We start from the raw sequence: 22,102 nt of genomic DNA, 5'->3' as shown, positions 1-22,102 counted from the left end.
CCGAACGATTCGACTAGCCCCAACGCATCACAGCCAACAGCCACACCAGGGACAACGCGGACGCCACCCAGATGCTCCAGTCGGTGACGCCGATTACCAGCAAATGCAGGTAGGCGCTGCCGAGAAGACCGATAAACAAGCGATCGCCACGGGTGGTGGCAATCGGCAAAAACCCTCGCCGCAGGATGCTCGGCGAGCGCAATTCCCAGGTGGTCATGCCCACCAGAATCAGACCGATGCCGATGAAGAACGCGGCGGTCGGTGTCGTCCAGCTCATCCATTCCATCATCTGCTCCTCAGACCCGACCGAGGGCAAAGCCCTTGGCCACGTGGTTGCGCACAAACCAGATCACCAGCATGCCTGGCAGGATGGTCAACACCCCCGCCGCCGCCAGCACGCCCCAATCGATCCCCGATGCCGACACCGTTCGCGTCATCACTGCCGCAATCGGCTTGGCGTTGACCGAGGTCAGCGTGCGCGCCAGCAGCAGTTCGACCCAGGAAAACATGAAGCAGAAAAACGCCGTGACACCGATGCCGGAACCGATCAACGGGATGAAAATCTTCACGAAGAACTTGGGGAAACTGTAGCCGTCAATGTAGGCCGTTTCGTCGATCTCCTTGGGCACGCCGGACATGAAGCCTTCGAGAATCCACACCGCCAGCGGCACGTTGAACAGGCAGTGCGCCAGGGCCACGGCGATGTGCGTGTCGAACAGGCCGATCGACGAATACAACTGGAAAAACGGCAGCAAGAACACCGCTGGCGGCGCCATGCGATTGGTCAGCAGCCAGAAGAACAGGTGCTTGTCGCCGAGGAAACGATAGCGTGAAAACGCGTAAGCCGCTGGCAGCGCCACACTCAGGGAAATCACCGTGTTGAGGCTGACGTAATACAGCGAGTTCAGATAGCCGGTGTACCAGCTCGGATCGGTGAAGATTACCTTGTAGTTCGCCAGCGTGAAGTCCTGTGGGAAAAGCGTCAGGCCGCCGAGGATTTCGGTGTTGCTCTTGAACGACATGTTCAGCAGCCAGTAGATCGGCACCAGCAGAAACAGGATGTACACCAGCAACGGAATAAGCTTTTTCTTGCTCATGGCCGGGCCTCAGCGGTTGGCGTCGGAGTGCGTCATGGCGGTATAGAACAGCCACGACACCAACAGGATGATCAGGAAGTACACCAGCGAAAACGCCGCTGCCGGACCGAGGTCGAATTGCCCTACGGCCATCTGCGTCAACGTCTGACTGAGAAAGGTCGTGGCATTGCCCGGCCCGCCGCCGGTAAGCACGAACGGCTCGGTGTAGATCATGAAACTGTCCATGAAACGCAGCATCACCGCGATCAGCAGCACGCTCTTGAGCTTGGGCAACTGAATGTGGCGGAACACCGCCCAAGACGAGGCGCGATCGATCCGCGCGGCCTGGTAATACACGTCGGGAATCGCCCGCAAACCGGAGAAACACAGCAGCGCCACCAGCGAAGTCCAATGCCAGACGTCCATCACCAGCACCGTCACCCAGGCGTCCATGGTGTTCGCCGCGTAGTTGTAACTGATGCCCAGCGCGTTGAGGCTGGAACCGAGCAGGCCGATGTCGGCGCGGCCGAAAATCTGCCAGATGGTGCCGACCACGTTCCACGGGATCAGCAGCGGAATCGCCAGAATGATCAGCACCACCGACGACCAGCGGCCCTTGGTCGGCATGGTCAGGGCCACGGCGATACCCAGCGGGATTTCGATCAACAGTACGCACGCCGAATAGATGAACTGACGCAGCAGCGAATCATGCAGACGCGGGTCGAGCAGCACTTGCTTGTACCAGTCGGCGCCGACGAAGTAGCGGCTGGACTGGTCGAAGATGTCCTGCACCGAATAGTTGACCACGGTCATCATCGGGATCACCGCACTGAACGCCACCAGCAGGAACACCGGTAACACCAGCCACCAGGCCTTGTTGTTCTGCACCTTGTTCATGGCTGCACCTCATCATCGGCTTCGAGCAGAAACTCATCGGCATAGACCATCAGCCACTGCGCCGGAAAACTGATGTACGCGGTGCCCTGGGGCACCGGTTTGTCTTCGGCCAGCCGCACTTTCAACGGCGCGCCGTCGAGGTTCAGAGTCATGATCTTGTAGGTGCCGAGGTCTTCGACGTGTACGACTTTTGCCTGCATAGCGTCATCAAACGGCTCGTCCCAAACATGAATGAACTCGGGACGGATGCCGACCTTGAGATTTTTCCACTGGCCGTGCTCGATATGGCGCTGCAAGGCGTCGGACAACGGCAGGTGCGTCGAGGCGAAACCGACGCCACCGGGCTGTGGCTGCACCTCGATCAGGTTCATCCCCGGGCTGCCGATGAAATAGCCGACAAAGGTGTGGCTCGGCCGCTCGAACAACTCTCGTGGCGTACCGAACTGGACGATCTGGCCGCCGTACATCACCGCGATCTTGTCGGCGAAGGTCGAGGCCTCCAGTTGGTCGTGGGTGACGTAGACCATGGTGATGTTGAACTGCTCATGGATCTGCTTGAGCTTGCGCCGCAGTTTCCACTTCAGGTGCGGGTCGATCACCGTCAGCGGCTCGTCGAAGAGGATTGCCGAGACGTCGTCGCGCACCAGGCCACGGCCCATGGAGACTTTCTGCTTTTCGTCGGCAGTGAGGTTGCGCGCTTTCTTGCTCAGCAGATTCTGCAGGTCGAGCACTTCGGCAATTTCCTGCACCTTGCTGTGCACTTTCGCCTCGGCCATGCCCTGGTTTCGCAGGGGGAAGGCGAGGTTGTCGAACACGGTCATGGTGTCGTAGACCACCGGAAACTGGAAAACCTGGGCGATGTTGCGCTTCTCCGGCGTCAGGTCGTTGACCGCTTTGCCGTCGAACAACACGTGGCCCTGAGACGGGCTGAGCAGGCCGGAAATGATGTTGAGCAAGGTCGACTTGCCGCAACCGGACGGGCCGAGCAAGGCGTAGGCGCCACCCTGCTCCCAGACGTGATCCATCTCGCGGATCGCATAATCCTCCGCGCCGCTGGGGGTTTTGCTGTAGCTGTGGGCGAGGTGCTGCAAACGGATTTCGGCCATCAGGCAACCCTCGCGACACGCCGGCCCGGTGCTTGCACCAGACGGCCCTGCGCATCGAAAACGAACAGTTTGTGGGTCGGGATATAGATGCGGATCGGCGCATCGACGTCGTATTCATGAACCCCCGGCAAGTGCAGCACCAGCAGGAAATGCTCGTTGCGCACGTGCAGGAAGGTTTCCGAACCGCTGATTTCGGCGACCTCGACGGTCACCGCCAGTTCGAGATCGTCATCGTTGCTCGGCACCAGCGAAATATGGCTGGGGCGCACGCCAAAGCGGAACTCGCCCTCGCCCACCGGGCGCAGGTCGACGTTCAACGGAAAATGGACGAAGTTGGCAAAGCTGACTTCGTTGCCGGCAATGCGTCCCGGCATGAGGTTGATCGGCGGTTCGGAGAACAATTCAGCGGCGAGCACCGACTGCGGCTGGTGATAGACCTCGGTCGACGGGCCGCTCTGAATCACCCGGCCTTCGTGCAGGATGGTCGTGGTGCCGCCGAGGGCCAGCGCTTCGTTGGGTTCGGTGGTGGCGTAAATGGCGATGGTGTGGCGGGCCTTGAACAGCTCGCGCATTTCCTGACGCAGCTCTTCACGCAATTTGTAGTCGAGGTTGACCAGCGGCTCGTCGAACAAAATCAGTTCAGCATCCTTGACCAGCGCGCGGGCCATGGCCGTGCGTTGCTGCTGCCCGCCGGACAGCTCCAGCGGATAGCGCTGCAAGAACTTCTCGATACGCAGCATGCGTGCGGTTTCCTGCACCTTGCTGTGAATGATCTCTTTCGAGATGCCGGCCTGGCGCAGCGGCGAGGCGATGTTCTCGAACACGGTCATCGTCGGGTAATTGATGAACTGCTGATAGACCATCGACACATTGCGCAGCCGCACCGGGCGCTGGGTGACATCGACGCCGTTCATCAGCACGCGGCCGCTGTCGGGCTTGTCGAGGCCGGCCATCAGGCGCATTAGGCTGGTCTTGCCGGACAGGGTGCGCCCGAGCAGAACGTTGAAGGATCCGGGTTCGAATTTCAGACACGCATCGTCGATCCAGATCTGGCCCTCGACGGTGCGGCTGACGTGCTCCAGGGTGAGTGACATGGCTCGGCCTTTGTTATTTTTGGAGTCAAGCGACCGAAGCAACAGAGCGACATTCGTGCCAGTAATGGCAAGTGGTTGATTTGCTGTGAAATTCGATGATTACGCGGGAAAGTGGCGTTCACAGCTGAACACTTTTGAACAGTCGGGGTGATTGACAATGAACAATAGTGAACAACACTCTATGCACTGTTCACACCCATGCAGGAGCTGCCGAAGGCTGCGATCTTTTGACTTTGACTTTGATTTTCAAGATCAAGATCAAAAGATCGCAGCCTTCGGCAGCTCCTACGGGGGAAGGTGGACCTCATAACAATAATAAAATCGCTGCACTCAGAGGCTCGCCCCCATGGCCGCACCTGCTTCGCCGCTGTCCCACGACGCGATCGTCCAGACCTCCTGGCAACGTTGCCGCGCGTTCGGCCTTGACCACCAGAGCGCCCCGGCCTTCGATCAATTGCCCGCCGCTGGCATCGCACGGTTGCTCGACAGCCATCATTCGCTGGTGCAGACCACGCATCAGGAAGTCCTGCCCTATTACGAAAACATTCTCAGCAATTCCAACTGCCTGATCATGCTCGCCGACAATCAGGGCCAGGTGCTGACCTCGTGGGGCACCCAACGCTTTATCGAACCGACTCTGGCCCGGGGTTTTCAGGCCGGCGCGAGCTGGATGGAGCGCAGCAGCGGCACCAATGCGATCGGCACCGCGCTGGCCTGTGAGCAGGCGGTGCACATCGAACACGACGAACACTTCCTCAAGGCCAACCGCTTCATGACCGGCTCCGCCGCGCCGATCTTCGACGCCGAGCGCAAGGTCATCGCCGTGCTCGATGTCTCCAGCGACAGCTATTTGCCGCCCTCGCACACCCTGGGCATGGTCAAGATGATGAGCCAGACCGTGGAGAACCGGCTGATCCTCAACCTGTTCCATGGCCAGCATTTTCAACTGACCTTCAACACCGGGTTGAACAACCTCGACAGCCAATGGGCCGGGTTGTTGATTTTCGATGAGAGCGGCCAGGTGCTCTCGGCCAATCGCCGCGCCGACAATCTGCTTGGCGTGCGTCTGTCGCGGGTCAGCGTCGAAAGCCTGTTCAAGGTGTCGCTGCTGGAGTTGATCAATCAGCCCGAAGGTCTGCCGTTTGCCTTGCAGACTTCGGGGCGCAACCGTTTCCAGTGTTTGTTGAAGCGGCCGAAACAGGCGCCGGTACAGGCGCGGGTGTTTGTCGCTGAAGACAAGCCTGCGCCAGTCAGTGTGATCAGCCTCAACACCCTGCATTTCGGCGACAGCCGCGTGGAAAAAGCCGTGCGCCAGGCCGAGCGCTTGCTGGAGAAGGACATTCCGTTGTTGATCCACGGCGAAACCGGGGTCGGCAAGGAAGTGTTCGTCAAAGCCTTGCATCAGGCCAGTTCCCGCAGCAAACAAGCATTCATCGCGGTGAACTGCGCAGCGATCCCCGCTGAACTTGTCGAATCGGAATTGTTTGGTTATGAGAAAGGCGCTTTCACCGGCGCCAACCAGAAAGGCAGCATCGGCCTGATTCGCAAGGCCGACAAAGGCACGCTGTTTCTCGATGAGATCGGCGATATGCCGCTGCCGACCCAGGCGCGCCTGTTGCGGGTGTTGCAGGAGCGTTGCGTGCAACCGGTGGGCAGCAGCGAGTTGTTCCCGGTTGATCTGCGAATTATCTCCGCGACCAACCGATCGTTGCGCGAGCAGGTGCAATTGGGCCGTTTCCGCGAGGATTTGTACTACCGCATCGGTGGTTTGACCCTGGAGCTGCCGCCGTTACGCGAACGCAGCGACAAGCAGGCGCTGTTTAAACGATTGTGGGAGCAGCATCGCGAGCCGACGCAATGGGCGGGGCTGAGCCCTGAGGTTCTGGAGTTGTTTGAAAAGCATCCGTGGCCGGGGAATTTGCGTCAGGTCAGCAGTGTGATGCAGGTGGCGCTGGCCATGGCCGAGGAACAACCGGTGCGGCTTGAGCATTTGCCGGATGATTTTTTTGTCGATCTGGAGATGGAGCCGGTGGAAACGGCGGCGCCGTTGGGGCTGGATTTGAATGACGTGGAGGCGTTGAACAGGGAGTTGAAGGCGGCCGGGGGGAATATTTCGCATTTGGCACGGCGGTTAGGGGTGAGTCGGAATACGCTTTACAAGCGATTGCGACAGATGGGCGGTTGAGTACACCCCTTCCCCCTCACCCCAGCCCTCTCCCCGAGGAGAGGGAGCCGACCGAGGTGTCTTGCGTTATACATCGACCTGAAAAACACGCGTCGATTATGGATTAGGCGAACATCGTCCTGTTCGGCTACTGCATCAACCCCTTGCCCCTCACCCCAGCCCTCTCCCCGAGGAGAGGGAGCCGATTGGGGGATATTCGAGAGATGCGCCGACCTGATCTGGCTTCACCGAATCCATAATCGACTCGATCGTTCAGGTCGGCGTATAGCAAAAGACACCGCGGTCAGTCCTCCCTCCCTCCGGGAGAGGGAGCCGATTGGGGGTTATTCGAGAGATACGCCGACCTGATCTGGCTTCACCGAATCCATAATCGACTCGGTCGTTCAGGTCGGCGTATAGCAAAAGACACCGCGGTCAGTCCCTCTCCCTCCGGGAGAGGGAGCCGATTGGGGGTTATTCGAGAGATACGCCGACCTGACCTTGCTTCACCGAATCCATAATCGACTCGATCGTTCAGGTCGGCGTATAGCAAAAGACACCGCGGTCAGTCCCTCTCCCTCCGGGAGAGGGAGCCGATTAGGGGATATTCGAGAGAAACGTCGACCTGATCTGGCTTCACCGAATCCATAATCGACTCGGTCGTTCAGGTCGGCGTATAGCAAAAGACACTGCGGTCAGTCCCCTCTCCCTCCGGGAGAGGGTTAGGGTGAGGGGCTTTTGACTTTTGGCTTCTTGCTCAGTCAGCCAGACGCCAGGTCGTCCCGCCCTTGCCGTCTTCCAGCACCACACCCATCGCCGTCAGCTGATCGCGAATCCGGTCCGACTCGGCCCAGTCTTTCGCCGCTCGCGCAGCCAGCCGCGCGGCAATCAACGCATCCACTTGCGCCGCATCGACACGCCCTTCGGCGCCCGCTTGCAGGAAGTCATCCGCCTCAAGCTGCAACACACCCAGCACGCTGGCCAGTTCCTTCAAGCGTGCCGCCAGACCCGCCGCCGCATCAAGATCGCTCTCACGCAGACGGTTGATCTCGCGCACCATTTCGAACAGCACGGCGCACGCTTCGGGGGTGCCGAAGTCGTCGTTCATCACCGTGGTGAAACGTCCGACAAACGCTTCGCCACCGGCCGGCGCCACGCTCGGCAAGCCTTTCAACGCGTGATAGAAACGCTCGAGTGCGCCCTTGGCGTCCTTGAGGTTGTCTTCCGAGTAGTTGATCGCGCTGCGGTAGTGGCTCGACACCAGCAGGTAACGCACGACTTCCGGATGGTATTTGTCGAGCACGTCGCGGATGGTGAAGAAGTTGTTCAGGGACTTGGACATCTTCTCGCCATTGATGCGAATCATCCCGCAATGCATCCACGCGTTGGCGTAGGTCTTGCCGGTGGCCGCTTCGCTCTGGGCGATTTCGTTTTCGTGGTGCGGGAACTCCAGGTCACTGCCGCCGCCATGAATATCGAAGGTCTCACCGAGGCAGCAGGTGGACATCACCGAGCACTCGATGTGCCAGCCCGGACGCCCGGCGCCCCATGGCGATTCCCAGCTCGGCTCGCCCGGCTTGGCGGCTTTCCACAGGACGAAGTCGAGCGGGTCTTCCTTCGACTCGTCGACTTCGATGCGCGCGCCAATGCGCAGGTCTTCGATCTTCTTGCGCGACAGCTTGCCGTAGCCCATGAATTTGGCGACGCGGTAGTACACGTCGCCGTTGCCCGGGGCGTAAGCGTAGCCCTTGTCAATCAGGGTCTGGATCATCGCGTGCATGCCGGCGATGTGATCGGTGGCGCGCGGTTCCATGTCCGGCTTCTGGATGTTCAGGCGCGCTTCGTCTTCGTGCATCGCGGCGATCATGCGCTCGGTCAGCGCTTCGAACGATTCACCGTTCTCGCGAGCACGATTGATGATCTTGTCGTCGATGTCGGTGATGTTGCGCACGTAGGTCAGGTCATAACCGCTGAAGCGCAACCAGCGCGTCACCAGATCGAACGCAACCATGCTGCGGCCGTGGCCGAGGTGGCAGTAGTCGTACACGGTCATCCCGCAGACGTACATGCGCACCTTGTTGCCATCCAGCGGCTTGAAGACTTCTTTGCTCTTGGTGAGCGTGTTGTAGATCGTTAGCACGTTAGTTCCTTGACTCACTCACTGGCCCCACGAATCACGCAGGGTCACGGTACGGTTGAATACCGGCTGACCGGGTTTCGAGTCCTTCAGGTCCGCGACGAAGTAGCCTTCGCGTTCGAACTGGAAACGGTCTTCCGGTTGTGCGTTGCCGAGCGATGGCTCGGCGCGACAACCGGTCAGCACTTGCAGCGAGTCAGGGTTGATGTTGTCGAGGAAGCTGGCGCTGTCTTCGGCCTTTTCCGGGTTCGGCGAACGGAACAGGCGATCGTACAGACGTACTTCGCACTCGACGCTGGCGGCGGCCGGCACCCAGTGAATCACGCCCTTGACCTTGCGCCCTTCCGGGTTCTTGCCGAGGGTGTCCGGGTCGTACGAGCAACGCAGTTCGACGATATTGCCGTCGGCGTCCTTGATCGCTTCGTCGGCACGGATCACGTAGCTGCCGCGCAGACGCACTTCACCGGCCGGTTCCAGGCGCTTGTAGCCCTTCGGCGGCTCTTCCATGAAGTCTTCGCGGTCGATGTAGATTTCCCGGGCGAACGGCAGCGCGCGCACGCCCATGTCTTCTTTCGGGTGGCGTGGCAGTTCGAGGTTTTCGACCTGGCCTTCCGGATAGTTGGTGATGACCACTTTCAACGGACGCAGCACGCACATCGCGCGCGGTGCGCTGTGGTCGAGGTCGTCGCGGATGCTGAATTCGAGCATGCCGAAGTCGACCACGCCGTCGGAACGGTTGGTGCCGATCATTTCGCAGAAGTTGCGGATCGATTTCGGCGTGTAGCCACGGCGGCGGAAGCCCGACAGCGTGGACATGCGCGGATCGTCCCAGCCATCGACGTGCTTCTCGTCAACCAGTTGCTTGAGCTTGCGCTTGCTGGTGATCGTGTAGTTCAGGTTCAGACGGCTGAACTCATACTGGCGCGGGTTCGCCGGCACCGGCAGGTTCTCCAGGAACCACTCGTACAGCGGACGATGGCTTTCGAACTCGAGGGTGCAGATCGAATGGGTGATGCCTTCGATGGCGTCCGACTGGCCGTGGGTGAAGTCGTAGTTCGGGTAGATGCACCACTTGTCACCGGTCTGGTGGTGATGAGCGTGGCGGATGCGATACATGATCGGGTCGCGCAGGTTCATGTTCGGCGAAGCCATGTCGATCTTCGCGCGCAACACGCGGGCGCCGTCGGCGAACTCACCGGCCTTCATGCGCGCGAACAGGTCGAGGTTCTCTTCCACGGTGCGGTCGCGGAACGGGCTGTTCTTGCCCGGCTCGGTCAGGCTGCCACGGTATTCCTTGGCCTGCTCCGGGGTCAGGTCGTCGACGTAGGCCTTTCCGGCCTTGATCAGCTCGACGGCCCAGTCGTGCAACTGGTCGAAATATTGCGAGGCGTAGCGCACTTCACCGGACCATTCGAAGCCCAGCCATTTGACGTCGCTTTCGATCGCGTCGATGTATTCCTGATCTTCCTTGGCCGGGTTGGTGTCATCGAAACGCAGGTGCGTGACGCCGCCGAACTCCTGGGCCAGGCCGAAGTTGACGCAGATCGACTTGGCGTGGCCGATGTGCAGGTAGCCGTTGGGCTCCGGCGGGAAGCGAGTCACGATCTGGGTGTGCTTGCCCGAGTCCAGGTCTGCCTGGATGATCGGCCGCAGGAAGTTGACCGGCACGGCAGGGCCGGACTTGGCATTCGAGGTAGGGTCGACAGTGGGCTTGCTCATAGGATCCTTGACGTACAGGTGCGCGGCCGCAAAGAGGGGCCAGACAAAACAAAGCCGCTATCATAGCCGATGCTGTCAAGGGCCTGACAGAGCAGCTCTTATAAAGGCATGCATTTAATCGCCGGGATTTGAAAAACCGCCTCGAAATTCGCGCCTGTCACGCTAAACTGCGCACCTTGGCCGAAGCAGGCTGAACCGGTTGTGGGGCTGACGGCCCCAGAACCACGAATTCCCTATACAGAGTAATGACCATGACTCAAGTCAAACTGACCACCAACCATGGCGACATCGTCATCGAACTGAACGCTGAAAAGGCGCCGATCACCGTTGCCAACTTCATCGAGTACGTGAAGGCCGGTCACTACGAAAACACTGTTTTCCACCGCGTCATCGGTAACTTCATGATCCAGGGCGGCGGTTTCGAGCCTGGCATGAAAGAAAAGAAAGACAAGCGTCCAAGCATCCAGAACGAAGCGGACAACGGACTTTCCAACGACAAATACACCGTCGCCATGGCCCGCACCATGGAACCGCATTCGGCTTCGGCACAGTTCTTCATCAACGTTGCCGACAACACCTTCCTCAACCACAGCGGCAAGAACGTGCAGGGCTGGGGCTACGCGGTATTCGGTAAAGTCACCGCAGGCACCGACGTTGTCGACAAGATCAAAGGCGTGTCGACCACTTCCAAGGCCGGCCACCAGGACGTACCGGCAGAAGACGTGATCATCGAGAAAGCCGAGATCATCGAAGCGTGATATTGCTGATTTCAGACTTGCATCTGGAAGAGGAGCGCCCGGACATTACCCGGGCGTTTCTGGATTTGCTCGCCGGACGCGCCCGCTCGGCGAGTGCGTTGTACATCCTCGGCGACTTCTTCGAGGCGTGGATTGGCGATGACGCCATGACGCCCTTCCAGCGTTCCATCTGCCAGGCCCTGCGCGATTTGAGCGACAGCGGCACGGCGATCTTTCTCATGCACGGCAATCGCGACTTCATGCTCGGCAAGGCCTTCTGCAAACAGGCCGGCTGCACGCTGTTGAAGGATCCGAGTGTCGTGCAGTTCTACGGCGAGCCGGTGCTGCTGATGCACGGCGACAGCCTGTGCACCCGCGACGTTGGCTACATGAAGCTGCGCCGCTACCTGCGCAACCCGATCACCCTGTTCATCCTCCGTCATCTGCCACTGCGCAGCCGCCATAAACTCGCGCGCAAGCTGCGCAGCGAAAGCCGTGCGCAGACGCGGATGAAGGCCAATGACATCGTCGATGTCACCCCGGAAGAGGTTCCACGGGTGATGCAGGAATTCGGCGTAAAAACCCTGATCCACGGCCACACCCATCGCCCGGCGATTCACAAATTGCAGCTTGGTGAACAGGCGGCGAAGCGGATTGTGCTGGGGGATTGGGATCGTCAGGGCTGGGCGTTGCAGGTGGATGAGAGCGGGTATGCCTTGGCCCCGTTCGATTTTGCCCCGCCACCCGCCCTCTCCGCCCCAACGATTTAAAGCGAAGATCAAAAGATCGCAGCCTTCGGCAGCTCCTACTTTGGAATGCGTTCTCCTGTAGGAGCTGCCGAAGGCTGCGATCTTTTAGCAGTCACCGCAAAGTCAATGACCGGACGCGGCAGGCCCGGCCTTCGCAGCAAACGGCGGTTTCGCCAGCCACACGATCAGAATCAACCCCATGAACCCCCACCCGAGCAACGTGAAGTAATCCACGGTCGACAACATGTACGCCTGACTCGTGAGAATCTGATCCATCTGCGCATACGCCGACTGACTCGCCCCGCCCAACGCATGCAAAGTCTCGCGCGTAGCCGGCTCGAAGGTGCTGATGCTCTCGCTCATGTACGCATGATGCTGATCGGCCCGGCGAATCCAGATCCACGTGGTCAACGACGCCGCAAAGCTACCGCCCAACGTCCGCAAAAACGTCGCCAGGCCAGCACCATCGGCAATCTGGCTCGGCGGCAAGTCCGACATCAGAATGCTCAGGGTCGGCATGAAGAACAGCGCCACGCCGATGCCCATGAACAACTGCACCAGGGCGATGTGCTGGAAGTCGACCTCGTTGGTGAACTCGGCACGCATGAAGCAGCTCAGGCCGATCGCCAGAAACGCGATGCCGGCGAGCAGTCGCAGGTCGAACTTGTGCGCGTACTTGCCGACAAATGGCGACAGCAGCACCGGCAGAATACCGATCGGCGCCACCGCCAGACCGGCCCAGGTCGCGGTATAGCCCATTTGCGTTTGCAGCCATTGCGGCAGGATCAGGTTGATGCCGAAGAATCCGGCGTAACCCAAGACGAGCACCAGCGTGCCGATGCGGAAGTTGCGATAGGCGAACAAACGCAGGTTGACCACCGGGTGGCGGTCGGTCATTTCCCAGATCACGAACACCGCCAGCGCGACTACGGAAATCGCCGCGCCGATAATGATGAAGTTCGATTCGAACCAGTCCAGGTCATTGCCCTTGTCGAGGATCACCTGCAATGCGCCGACGCCAATGATCAGGGTGATCAGGCCGACGTAATCCATCGGCTGGCGGCTGGTGACCACCGGCCGTTTCGCCAGTTGCGAACGCACCACCATCACCGCAAAGATGCCGATCGGCACGTTGATAAAGAAGATCCACGGCCAGCTGTAGCTGTCGGTAATCCAGCCACCGAGAATCGGCCCGGCAATCGGCGCTACCACCGTGACCATCGCCAGCAGCGCCAGAGCCATCCCGCGTTTCGCCGGCGGATAGACCGCGATCAACAGCGTCTGCGTCATCGGATACAGCGGCCCGGCGACCAGACCTTGCAGCACACGAAAGCCGATCAGCTCAGGCATCGACGTCGAGATACCGCAGAGAAACGATGCAAGCACAAACAGCATCGTCGCCCACAGAAACAGCTTCACCTCGCCGAAGCGGCGGCTGAGCCAACCGGTCAGCGGCAGCGCAATCGCGTTGCTCACCGCGAACGAAGTGATCACCCAGGTGCCCTGCTCCGAACTCACCCCGAGGTTGCCGGAAATCGTCGGCAACGCCACGTTGGCGATGGTCGTGTCGAGCACTTGCATGAACGTCGCCAGCGACAGGCCGATGGTGCTGAGCAACAGGCTGGGCGGCGTGAAAGAAGCGTTATTGCTCATTGTGAATCCTATGAAACCGGGTTGGCGCTGCGTCCTGATGAACACAGCCGGCCTTGTGGAAGCAGTTTTTTGTGGCGAGGGAGCTTGCTCCCGCTGGGTCGCGAAGCGGCCCCAAAAAATCTACGACTGCTTCGCAGCCGAGCGGGAGCAAGCTCCCTCGCCACAGTGGAACGCATCTGATCTCAGCGCTGTGCGGTTTTGCCCGCGGCGGCGCTGTTGTCGTGGATCAACTGGGCAATCATCGCGTCCGCTTCAGCCAGTTGGCGCTCGTAGACATTGGTGCTGAACGAGGCCTTTTGCGGCGGTTGCTGGGCCAGCACCGGGCCGCTCTGGTCGTGCAGATTGACCTCGACATTGGTCGACAGGCCGACACGCAGTGGGTGCTTGGCCAGTTCTTCGGCATTGATGTGGATACGCACCGGCACGCGCTGGACGATCTTGATCCAGTTACCGGTGGCGTTCTGCGCTGGCAGCAGAGCAAACGCGCTGCCGGTACCAGCGCCGAGGCTGTCGACGGTGCCGCTGTATTTGACGTCGCTGCCGTAAATATCGGCCTCGATATCCACCGGTTGGCCGATGCGCATGTCACGCAGTTGGGTTTCCTTGAAGTTGGCGTCGATCCACAGCTGATTCAGCGGAATCACCGCCATCAGCGCGGTGCCCGGCTGCACGCGCTGACCGAGTTGCACGGTGCGCTTGGCGACGTAACCGGTGACCGGCGCGATCAGGGTGCTGCGCGCATTGGTCAGGTAGGCCTGACGCAGATCGGCGGCGGCCGACATCACGTCTGGATGCGACGAGACCACGGTGTCGTCGACCAGCGCGCTGGTGGTTTTCAGTTGCTGTTTAGCGTTGGCCAAAGCGTTCTGCGCCGAGGTCAGGTCGTCGCGGGCGTGGGACAGTTCTTCCTGGGAAATCGCCCCGCCCTGGGCCAGATTTTTCCGCCGGTTGTAGTTGTCCTGTGCCTTCTGCACCTCGGCCTGTTGCGCGTTGACCTGGGCTTTCATGCCATCGACGTTGCTGTACAAGCCGCGCACCTGACGCACGGTGCGCGCCAGTTTGGCCTTGGCGCTTTGCAGGCCGACTTCGGCATCGTTGGGGTCGAAGTTGACCAGCACCTGGCCTTCGTGGACCAGATCACCGTCGTCGGCGCCGATGCTGACCACGGTGCCGGTCACCAGCGGCGTGATCTCCACCACGTTGCCGTTGACGTAGGCATCGTCGGTGCTTTCGTTAAAGCGCCCGATGAATTCGTGATAGGCCCAGACGCCGGCAATGGCGAGCAGGACGACCACGGCGAGGGCCAGCAGCATCACCTTGCGTTTGCGCGGGTTGCCGGTGTCCGGGGTGTTGTCTGGAGCTTGGGTGTTTTCGGCAGTGGCCATGACAAATACCTTGAATTAGTAGTGCGACGAGGCTGGGCTGGCGTTGGCTGCGTTCAGGTTTTCACCCTGAAAGCCGCCGCCCAGCGCTTGCATCAGTTGAATCGACAGGTCGATCTGCTCGGCATTGAGGGTCGCCAGCTGACGCTGGGCCTGGAGCAATTGCTGCTCGATGCTGAGCACGTCCAGGTAGTTGCCGATGCCGGAACCGTAACGCTGGACGACGGTGTTGTAAGAATCCTGAGCGATGTCGGTGGCGTGCTGCTGCGCGCCGATCTGCCGGCCGATATCGCGTAGCTGGTTGATGGTGTCGCCGACATCGCCAAGGGCCTTGACCAGACTCTTGTTGTACTGCGCCACCGCCAGATCGTAATCGGCGTCGCGGGCATCGAGGCTGGCGCGCAGGCGTCCGCCATCGAAGATCGGTAATGACACGGTCGGCGCGATATTGAAGAAGCGGCTGGCCGAACCGAACATCGCATCACCCAGCAACGACTCGGCGCCGGCCGAGGCCGACAGGTTGAGGTTGGGATAGAAACGGGTTTTCGCCGCGTCGATATCCTTGCTCGCCGCCTCGACACGCCAGCGCGCCGCGACCAGATCCGGACGGCGGCCGAGCAGTTCCGCCGGCAACACCGACGGCACCGCCACGGCACTGGCTTGCAGGACTTTCGGTCGGGCGATCTCGTTGCCGCGATCCGGTCCTTTGCCGAGCAATACCGCCAAGGCAATCTTCGCGCTGTTCAAGCGTTTTTCCGCGTCGATCAGGCTGGCTTGAGAACTGGCTTCCAGACTCTGGGTTTGCTGGAACTGGTATTGGCTGTCGATCCCGGAACTCAAGCGGCGCTGGCTGAGGTCGAGCATTTGCCGGGTGCGCTTGAGGTCCTCGCTGGCGAGGTCGTAAACGATGTGCGCCTGACCGAGATCGCTGTAGGCACGGGCGACGTCAGCGGCGAGGGTCAGCTGCGCGGCCTGACGATCGACTTCGGCAGCGCGCGCCTCGCCGAGTGCGGCTTCCCAGGCATCGCGCTGGCCGCCCCACAAGTCGAAGTTGTAATTGAAGCCGGCGCTGACATTGCGCACCGTCGCATAGGCACCGCCCTGCCCTCGCGGATCCTGATCGCGGGCCAGACGCGAACGGCTGATGCCGGCGCTGGCGTCGAGGGTCGGATAGCGTTCGGCATCGGCGGCATACGCAGCGGCGTTGGCCTGATGCGCGCGGGCTTCGGCGATCTGCATGTCCGGGCTGTCGTGCAGGGCTTCGCGGATCAGCCCATCAAGCTGCGGATCGCCAAGGCTGCTCCACCAATCGCTTTTCGGCCACGCCGCCGGCGACAGCATGACGCCGTCGAGAGACTGCGCTGTCTTCAGGTTCGCCGCGTCGAGGCGCTGGCCTTCGGTGTCGAGGCCGCTGTAGTTGGCGCAACCGGCGAGGATCATCGCCGACAGCACCAGCGTCAGGCTGCGGCGCATGATTTTAGCGTTCATTGTGTTCACCCAAACGCTGCACGGTGATCGGGTCACCGGCGGCCAGAAGGATTTTCTTGAGGATGTATTGCAGGGTCTTCAGCTCGTCGCGGGAGATCGCGCCGGCCAATTCATTCATCGCCTCCGCACCGATATGCGGCAGGCGATCGGCCAGTTGCTGGCCCTGCTCGGTCAATTTCAATTGCACCTGACGACGGTCGCCTTCGCTGCGTTGGCGCACTAGAAAAGCCTTCTGCTCGAGGCGATCGAGCATGCGCGTCATCGACCCGCTATCGAGCGACAAATGCCGGCACAGCTCGGCCGGGGTGTCGACGCCGAACTGGGCCATGATGATCAACACCTTGAATTGCGCGGCGGTGATGCCGTGGGGTTCCATGTGGGTGTCGATGATCCGGTCCTTGAGCAACGCGGCACGGCCGAGCAACAGGCCGAGGTGGCAGTGTTTGAATTCTTCCGGGGTGAAATGCTTCATGGGCTGACCTGATAACTGCCTAGGCAGTGAATGTATGTCGAGATGTTACTGCTTAGGCAGCGAATGTCAACGCAATAGTTAGGGGGCTTGGTAATTAGTTGACCAGTGGGCTGGGTTTTGTTACGTGAGCGGCCGCATTCGCGAGCAGGCTCGCTCCCACAGGGGAATGCATTGCAAGTTGGGAGCGGCTTCTAGGAATCGCCTGATATTCAGGTTTGAGTGTCGTGGCTAACGTACGCCACTCATTGGCCGATACGTAAAGCCCACCTCATGAAGCGTTTCCAACTACAGCGCCCTGTCCCGCTGACGAAATTGATTCACACGCTGTGCCTGACGTTACTCTTTGCGTCCAGCTACGCGGGCGCGGCTAATTGCTCGTTCTACCCGGGTCATCATCAAACAACTATTACCATGCAAGTACCGGCTACACTTTCGGTCCCTCGCGATACGCCTAATGGCACCGTAATATATGAAAGTCCTCCACTCACAATGGGTCCTACGCCCAGCTCGTATAAATGCACTACCGAGTTTTCATATGGGGTTCAGAACAACGTCGGCGTGTCCAAATCGGGCGATCTTGTTTACGCCATCGGAAATACCGGGCTTGCATGGCAATGGTCCTTCAAGGACAACATCACCATACCCATTTATCCGGCTATTCGGCGAGAAGCGGGCGGATTCGGATGGGACACCACAAGGCACGTGCTACGACTGATCAAGATAGCGGACGTAATCGATGCGCAGAAAATCCCGGCAGGAACACTGGGGGTTTTCCATGCAGACGGTGTCTCACCACTGGCAATGGCCACCAACGGCACAACTATCGTCCCTCAATCATGCGAAACACCTGACATCAAAGTGGACATGGGCTCACATGACATAAGTGCTTTTTCCTATAACGGCGCCTATTCGAAATCCGTCAACTTTGACATCAGCCTTAACAACTGCCCGACAGGCATAAACAAAGTAACTTATTCCCTACTGCCTACCTCAACTTCCCCCGCGCAGAACGCCACGGCAGGCATCGTAAATCTGAGTGCAGATTCGACTGCTCAGGGTACGGCTTTGCAAGTACTCAACAGTGATGGAAACCCCCTGGTTTTGAATCAAAGTCATGTGTTCACGGACTATCCCTCTGTGGGGGGCAACTTGAAGATCCCCCTGAGCGCTCGATACTTTCGCATCGCTGAAACCGCTGGCAATGGTGGGTTTGACAAGGGCATGCGCGCCGGAACAGCCAACGCAACGATTGCCTTTGTCATGAGTTACCTGTGAATCCATTGGTACCCACGCATAGCAAATTATCCGCGCGCCCTCTTTAGGAATCGTCTGATTCTCGCCACACCCGGCCGCCCCTACTGTGCCGGCATGCGATTGAAGAATTACCTCCATCAGATCAGCCCTGTGCTGTCCACGCCTCATGCTGCGCGACGTTTGTTGCGCATTTTTGCGTGGGTGCTGCTGCTGGGCATTCTCGGCGGCGTGTACAGCTTTCTGCTGTTCACCTTCAACAACGAAATCTCTCAGCGGCGCAGCTACATGAGCAGTGCGATAGCCGAGGCGCATACGTTTTTCACCACCCGCGAAGCGCTGCTGGAAAGCCTGAGTTTGTCGGCGACCCGGCAGACTGCGTTAAGCGCGCCGCTGTCCGAAGAGGAAATTCGCCTGTTGCTGGGAAAATCCCCAGGCAAGCAATGGAGCATCTGGCTGACCCAGCGCATGCGTGACTATCTGCAAGCGCGCAAATTGAATCTGCTCTACGTCAGCAGCGGCGCCGAGGCGCAGGTATGGCGTCTGTATAACACGACGCCGATGGCTGGAGATTTTCCGCAGGCCATGCTCGAGCGCTTGGAAACCCTCAAACGCGACAATACCAGCGCCCTCAAAGAGATCTGGCTGACGCACAATTCGCAGGGGCACTCGCAGCTGTACATCTTCATTCGTCTGGATGAGCGCGACCTTGATTCCGGCTGGCTGGGTCTGGAGATGGACGACCGTGAGATCTCCAATGCGCTGAGCGACCACAGCGCTGGCGAGTTCACCATGTTCAACTCGCAAGGCATGCCGCTGTTCAGCAACAGCCGCAAGCCGCCGCCTGGGCAGGATCTGCCGCTGTTGCGCCAGCAGGACTTCTTCGGCTTCGTCGGTGACGGCTGGCTACCCGAGCAACTGGTGTTGCGCAAACAGCTGAAATCCTCGGACTGGCAACTGACTTACTCCATCGACTTGCTCGCCGTGCTGTGGGCGTTGTGGCCGCAGATTCTCGGCGCGCTGGCGTTCTGTCTGGCCAGTATCAGCCTGGTGTGGCTGCTGATCCGACGTTTGGAACATCGCTTCATCACGCCGACCCTGCAGCGCATTCAGGCCCTGGTCGAAAGCGAGCTGTTCAGCCGCGACGTGATCCAGACCGCGCCGGTGGCGCTCTGCGTATTGCGGCGCAGCGATGCGCAGGTGGTGCTGGAAAACACCCTCGCCCGGCAATGGCTGGGCGAATGCAGCCACCAACTCGGGCCTGACTGGATCCGCGCTGCGTTTGCAGAAAACGCGCCGTGCCTGACCGACTATTTCGAAACCGCCGACGGTCGCCACCTGTACCTGAGCTGCGCGCCGACCCGTTACAAGGGCGAGGACGTGTTGCTTTGCGCCTTCAGCGACATCAGCGCACGCCGGCAGATCGAAGCGGCGCTGGAGCAGGCGCGCCAGTCCGCCGATGCCGCCAACGAAGCGAAGACCCTGTTTCTGGCGACCATGAGCCACGAGATCCGCACGCCGCTGTATGGCGTACTCGGCACACTGGAGTTGCTCGCCCGGACCCGACTCGACGCTCAGCAGAAAGGTTATTTGCGAGCGATCGAAGGCTCGTCCGCAACCCTGCTGCAATTGATCTGCGATGTGCTCGATGTATCGAAAATCGAAGCCGGGCAACTGGCGCTGGAATTGAGTGACTTTTGCGTCGTGACGCTGGCGCAGGAAGTGGTGCAGGGATACGCGGCGGCGGCGCAGGGCAAGGGCTTGCAGCTGTATGCCTGCTTCGACCCGCAACTGCCCGACAGCCTGGTTGGTGATGTCAGCCGCGTGCGCCAGGTTCTCAATAACCTGTTGAACAATGCGGTGAAATTCACCGATTCGGGGCGCGTGGTGTTGCGGGTCAAGGTGCAGGCCCGTGAGGGTGAGCGCGTTTGTGTGCAATGGCAGGTCTCGGACACCGGTCGCGGGATTGCCCACGCGGATCAGGCGTTTATTTTCGAACCGTTTTATCAGACCCAGGGCAACAGCCATGTGGTCGCTGGTACCGGGCTGGGTCTGCCGATCTGCCTGCGCCTGACCCATTTGATGGACGGCACGCTGCGCATGGTCAGCGAGCCGGGGCTGGGCAGCAGTTTTTCCCTGACCTTGCCGCTGGAGCAGCGCTCGGGCGATGCGCTGCCTGAAGTGAAGGCAAAACTCGCGGCCGAGACCGTTTACGTGGTGTCGCCAGTACGCGAATTGGCCGAGAGTCTGGCGGGCTGGCTGCGTCGTTGGGGCGCTCTGCCGCACCTTGGTGCGCCAGCCAGCCACGAGTCTGCCGACAGCGGCGTGTTGCTGGAGTTGTACCCGGAGCCGCTGGCGCAGCGCAGCGACCTGCACTGGTCTGGACCGCGAGTGCTGGCCAGCGGCGATGCAGCCTGTGAGCCGCAGTGCACCGGCGACGGCTGGATGGCGAACCTGAACGATCTGACCGCGATCCGCCAGGCCGTGCGTCAGGCGCAGGGCGGCCCCGTCATTGAGCATCAGCGGCCCTCGCCAACCGCCGCGCTGGCGCCGTTGCATCTGCACATCCTCGTCGCCGAAGACAATGCGATCAATCAGTTGATCCTGCGCGACCAGTTGCAAGAGCTGGGCTGCACGGTGGCGCTGGCCAGCGATGGCGAAGAAGCCTTGTCGCTCTGGCAGGACGAAAGCTTCGATGTGGTCCTGACGGACGTCAACATGCCGCGCCTCAACGGCTATGAACTGGCCAAGGCCCTGCGACATCTGGGCTGCACCACGCCGATCATCGGCGCCACCGCCAACGCCCTGCGCGGCGAAGAGGCGTTGTGCCTGGCCGCCGGGATGAATCACTGCCTGATCAAACCTTTCACGCTGCGAGCCTTGTCGACTGTCCTGGCTCCCTACCAACGAGTCACCGATGAAGTCATCTAGTCTGCTGATTGTCGAAGATCATCCGTTTCAGCATCTGTACTTGCAGAACCTGTTCAACGCGCTGGGCGTGTTCGATCTGGAGTTTGCCCGGGACGGCGAAGAAGCCTTGCGGCGCCTGCAGAATCGCGAGTTCGATCTGGTGCTCACCGATCTGCTGATGCCGGGCATGGACGGCGTGCAGTTCATCCAGGGCCTTGCGGCGCAGAAGTCGCGTCCGGCATTGGCGATCATGAGTGCTGCCTCCCGGCGCATGTTGATGGGCGCGAGTCTGGTGGCGAGCAACCTGCAAGTGAAGGTCATCGGGCTGATTTCCAAACCGGTCAACAGCGCGGCATTGCGCTGCCTGATCGAGCAGTTGCAGGCACTACGTCAGGACGTTGCGGTTACTGCGCATGCCGGTATCGATCGGCAGAGTCTTTTGCGTGCGCTGGATAACGCTGAGCTGCAAGCCTGGTTTCAACCCAAGAAGGCGCTGGACAATGGCCGCATCGTTGCCGCCGAAGCACTGGTGCGCTGGATGCATCCCGAACATGGCACCTTGTTGCCGGGAGCGTTCCTGCCAGCGCTGATCGCCCACGACCTTGAAGAACATCTGCTCTGGCGCATGCTCGAACAGGCGATTGCCGCCCAATCGGTATGGCGCCAACAAGGCTATGACATTCCGGTGTCGATCAACCTGCCGACGCACCTGCTCAACAGCCACGACCTGCCTGATCGCATCCTCGCGTTTGTCCTGCAACACGACGGGCTGCCGGCGCGGATCTGCTTCGAGCTGATGGAGTGCTCGGTGCCTGATGACATCAGTAATTTCTATGCCGGGGCCTGCCGCTTGCGCATCAAGGGTTTCGGCTTGTCCCAGGATGATTTCGGCAAGGGCTACAGTTCCTACATGAATCTGGTGTCGGCGCCCTTCACCGAACTGAAAATCGACCGCGCGCTGGTGAAAGGTTGCAACAGCAACGCGGAACTGGCACAGGCGCTGACCAGTATCGTCACCCTCGGTCGGCAACTGGGCCTGACGGTGGTGGCCGAAGGTGTGGAAACTGCGCAAGAACTTGCTCTGTTGCGTAAGATCGACTGCACTCAGGTCCAGGGTTTCCTGATCTCCCACGCGGTGTCTTCGGAGCAGTTCCAGCAGTTGCTCAGCCACGACGGCCCGGCGAATGTCTGGTGAGCCGCAGCATGCGCTGGACGACCGTCACTTGCCATCGAGGTGATCTGTGTTCACTGGCCTAACCACTTTCAC

17 protein-coding genes are annotated in these 22,102 nt (G+C 60.3%); 6 read left to right on the top strand and 11 right to left on the bottom strand.

The features are described 5' to 3' along the window. Positions 1–13: 13 nt before the first annotated feature. From GXB78_RS23365 to GXB78_RS23345, 5 genes are read right to left on the bottom strand one after another with little or no spacing between them, the layout of a single operon-like run. Complete coding sequence (locus GXB78_RS23365) at positions 14–286, bottom strand: DUF2160 domain-containing protein (protein ID WP_038861868.1); 273 nt, start codon at positions 284–286, stop codon at positions 14–16. Positions 287–296: 10 nt separating this feature from the next. Next, on the bottom strand, positions 297–1,097 hold the full coding sequence (locus tag GXB78_RS23360; RefSeq protein WP_024013421.1) for a carbohydrate ABC transporter permease: 801 nt from the start codon (positions 1,095–1,097) through the stop codon (positions 297–299). 9 nt (positions 1,098–1,106) lie between these two features. Continuing rightward, entirely contained in the window at positions 1,107–1,973 is an 867-nt protein-coding gene (locus GXB78_RS23355; RefSeq protein ID WP_329517191.1) for a carbohydrate ABC transporter permease, read from the bottom strand. Then, on the bottom strand, positions 1,970–3,079 hold the full coding sequence (locus GXB78_RS23350) for an ABC transporter ATP-binding protein (protein ID WP_329517190.1): 1,110 nt from the start codon (positions 3,077–3,079) through the stop codon (positions 1,970–1,972). The genes GXB78_RS23355 and GXB78_RS23350 overlap by 4 nt, the downstream gene beginning before the upstream one ends. After that, positions 3,079–4,173, bottom strand: coding sequence for an ABC transporter ATP-binding protein (locus GXB78_RS23345; RefSeq protein ID WP_016775291.1), 1,095 nt, complete (start codon positions 4,171–4,173; stop codon positions 3,079–3,081). The genes GXB78_RS23350 and GXB78_RS23345 overlap by 1 nt, the downstream gene beginning before the upstream one ends. 346 nt (positions 4,174–4,519) lie before the next feature. Between GXB78_RS23345 and GXB78_RS23340 the strand changes: the two genes are divergently transcribed. Beyond that, positions 4,520–6,358 (top strand): sigma-54-dependent Fis family transcriptional regulator, encoded by a 1,839-nt coding sequence (locus tag GXB78_RS23340; RefSeq protein WP_329517189.1) that lies wholly within the window; start codon positions 4,520–4,522, stop codon positions 6,356–6,358. A gap of 736 nt (positions 6,359–7,094) precedes the next feature. Here GXB78_RS23340 and cysS read toward each other — a convergent pair. Both cysS and GXB78_RS23330 read right to left on the bottom strand, forming a co-directional pair. Next, positions 7,095–8,477 carry a cysteine--tRNA ligase gene (gene cysS / locus GXB78_RS23335; protein ID WP_329517188.1) on the bottom strand — a complete coding sequence of 461 codons (1,383 nt, stop codon included), beginning with the start codon at positions 8,475–8,477 and terminating at the stop codon, positions 7,095–7,097. 18 nt (positions 8,478–8,495) lie between these two features. Then, entirely contained in the window at positions 8,496–10,193 is a 1,698-nt protein-coding gene (locus GXB78_RS23330) for a glutamine--tRNA ligase/YqeY domain fusion protein (RefSeq protein ID WP_329517187.1), read from the bottom strand. A gap of 251 nt (positions 10,194–10,444) precedes the next feature. Between GXB78_RS23330 and GXB78_RS23325 the strand changes: the two genes are divergently transcribed. Next, a complete protein-coding gene (locus GXB78_RS23325) occupies positions 10,445–10,951 on the top strand; it encodes a peptidylprolyl isomerase (RefSeq protein ID WP_329517186.1) in 507 nt (168 codons plus the stop codon). Beyond that, entirely contained in the window at positions 10,948–11,700 is a 753-nt protein-coding gene (gene lpxH, locus GXB78_RS23320) for a UDP-2,3-diacylglucosamine diphosphatase (protein WP_329517185.1), read from the top strand. Before GXB78_RS23325 ends, lpxH begins: the two co-directional genes overlap by 4 nt. Before the next feature lie 102 nt (positions 11,701–11,802). Here the strand turns inward: lpxH and GXB78_RS23315 are convergent, their stop codons facing one another. The 4 genes from GXB78_RS23315 to GXB78_RS23300 all read right to left on the bottom strand — a co-directional run bounded on the left by GXB78_RS23315 (position 11,803) and on the right by GXB78_RS23300 (position 16,674). Continuing rightward, positions 11,803–13,332: a DHA2 family efflux MFS transporter permease subunit gene (locus GXB78_RS23315; RefSeq protein WP_329517184.1), complete on the bottom strand. Its 1,530-nt coding sequence runs from the start codon at positions 13,330–13,332 to the stop codon at positions 11,803–11,805. A 182-nt stretch (positions 13,333–13,514) separates the two neighbouring features. Then, positions 13,515–14,717, bottom strand: a complete 1,203-nt coding sequence (locus tag GXB78_RS23310) for an HlyD family secretion protein (RefSeq protein ID WP_329517183.1) — start codon at positions 14,715–14,717, stop codon at positions 13,515–13,517. A 15-nt stretch (positions 14,718–14,732) separates the two neighbouring features. Next, positions 14,733–16,202 carry an efflux transporter outer membrane subunit gene (locus GXB78_RS23305; RefSeq protein WP_329517182.1) on the bottom strand — a complete coding sequence of 490 codons (1,470 nt, stop codon included), beginning with the start codon at positions 16,200–16,202 and terminating at the stop codon, positions 14,733–14,735. Next, a complete protein-coding gene (locus GXB78_RS23300; RefSeq protein ID WP_329517181.1) occupies positions 16,192–16,674 on the bottom strand; it encodes a MarR family winged helix-turn-helix transcriptional regulator in 483 nt (160 codons plus the stop codon). The genes GXB78_RS23305 and GXB78_RS23300 overlap by 11 nt, the downstream gene beginning before the upstream one ends. A gap of 558 nt (positions 16,675–17,232) precedes the next feature. On the opposite strand from GXB78_RS23300, the gene GXB78_RS23295 reads away from it, so the two are divergent. From GXB78_RS23295 to GXB78_RS23285, 3 genes are all read left to right on the top strand, one after another. Then, complete coding sequence (locus GXB78_RS23295; protein WP_329517180.1) at positions 17,233–17,949, top strand: fimbrial protein; 717 nt, start codon at positions 17,233–17,235, stop codon at positions 17,947–17,949. Positions 17,950–18,042: 93 nt separating this feature from the next. Continuing rightward, positions 18,043–20,856 (top strand): ATP-binding protein, encoded by a 2,814-nt coding sequence (locus GXB78_RS23290; RefSeq protein ID WP_329517179.1) that lies wholly within the window; start codon positions 18,043–18,045, stop codon positions 20,854–20,856. Beyond that, positions 20,843–22,030 (top strand): EAL domain-containing response regulator, encoded by a 1,188-nt coding sequence (locus GXB78_RS23285; RefSeq protein ID WP_253503347.1) that lies wholly within the window; start codon positions 20,843–20,845, stop codon positions 22,028–22,030. Before GXB78_RS23290 ends, GXB78_RS23285 begins: the two co-directional genes overlap by 14 nt. The last annotated feature ends 72 nt before the right edge of the window (positions 22,031–22,102 follow it).

Origin of the sequence: Pseudomonas moraviensis subsp. stanleyae, from assembly GCF_036283065.1 — a bacterium.
GTDB classification, from domain to species: Bacteria; Pseudomonadota; Gammaproteobacteria; order Pseudomonadales; family Pseudomonadaceae; genus Aquipseudomonas; species Aquipseudomonas stanleyae.
This window is presented reverse-complemented; position numbering and strand designations above follow the sequence as displayed.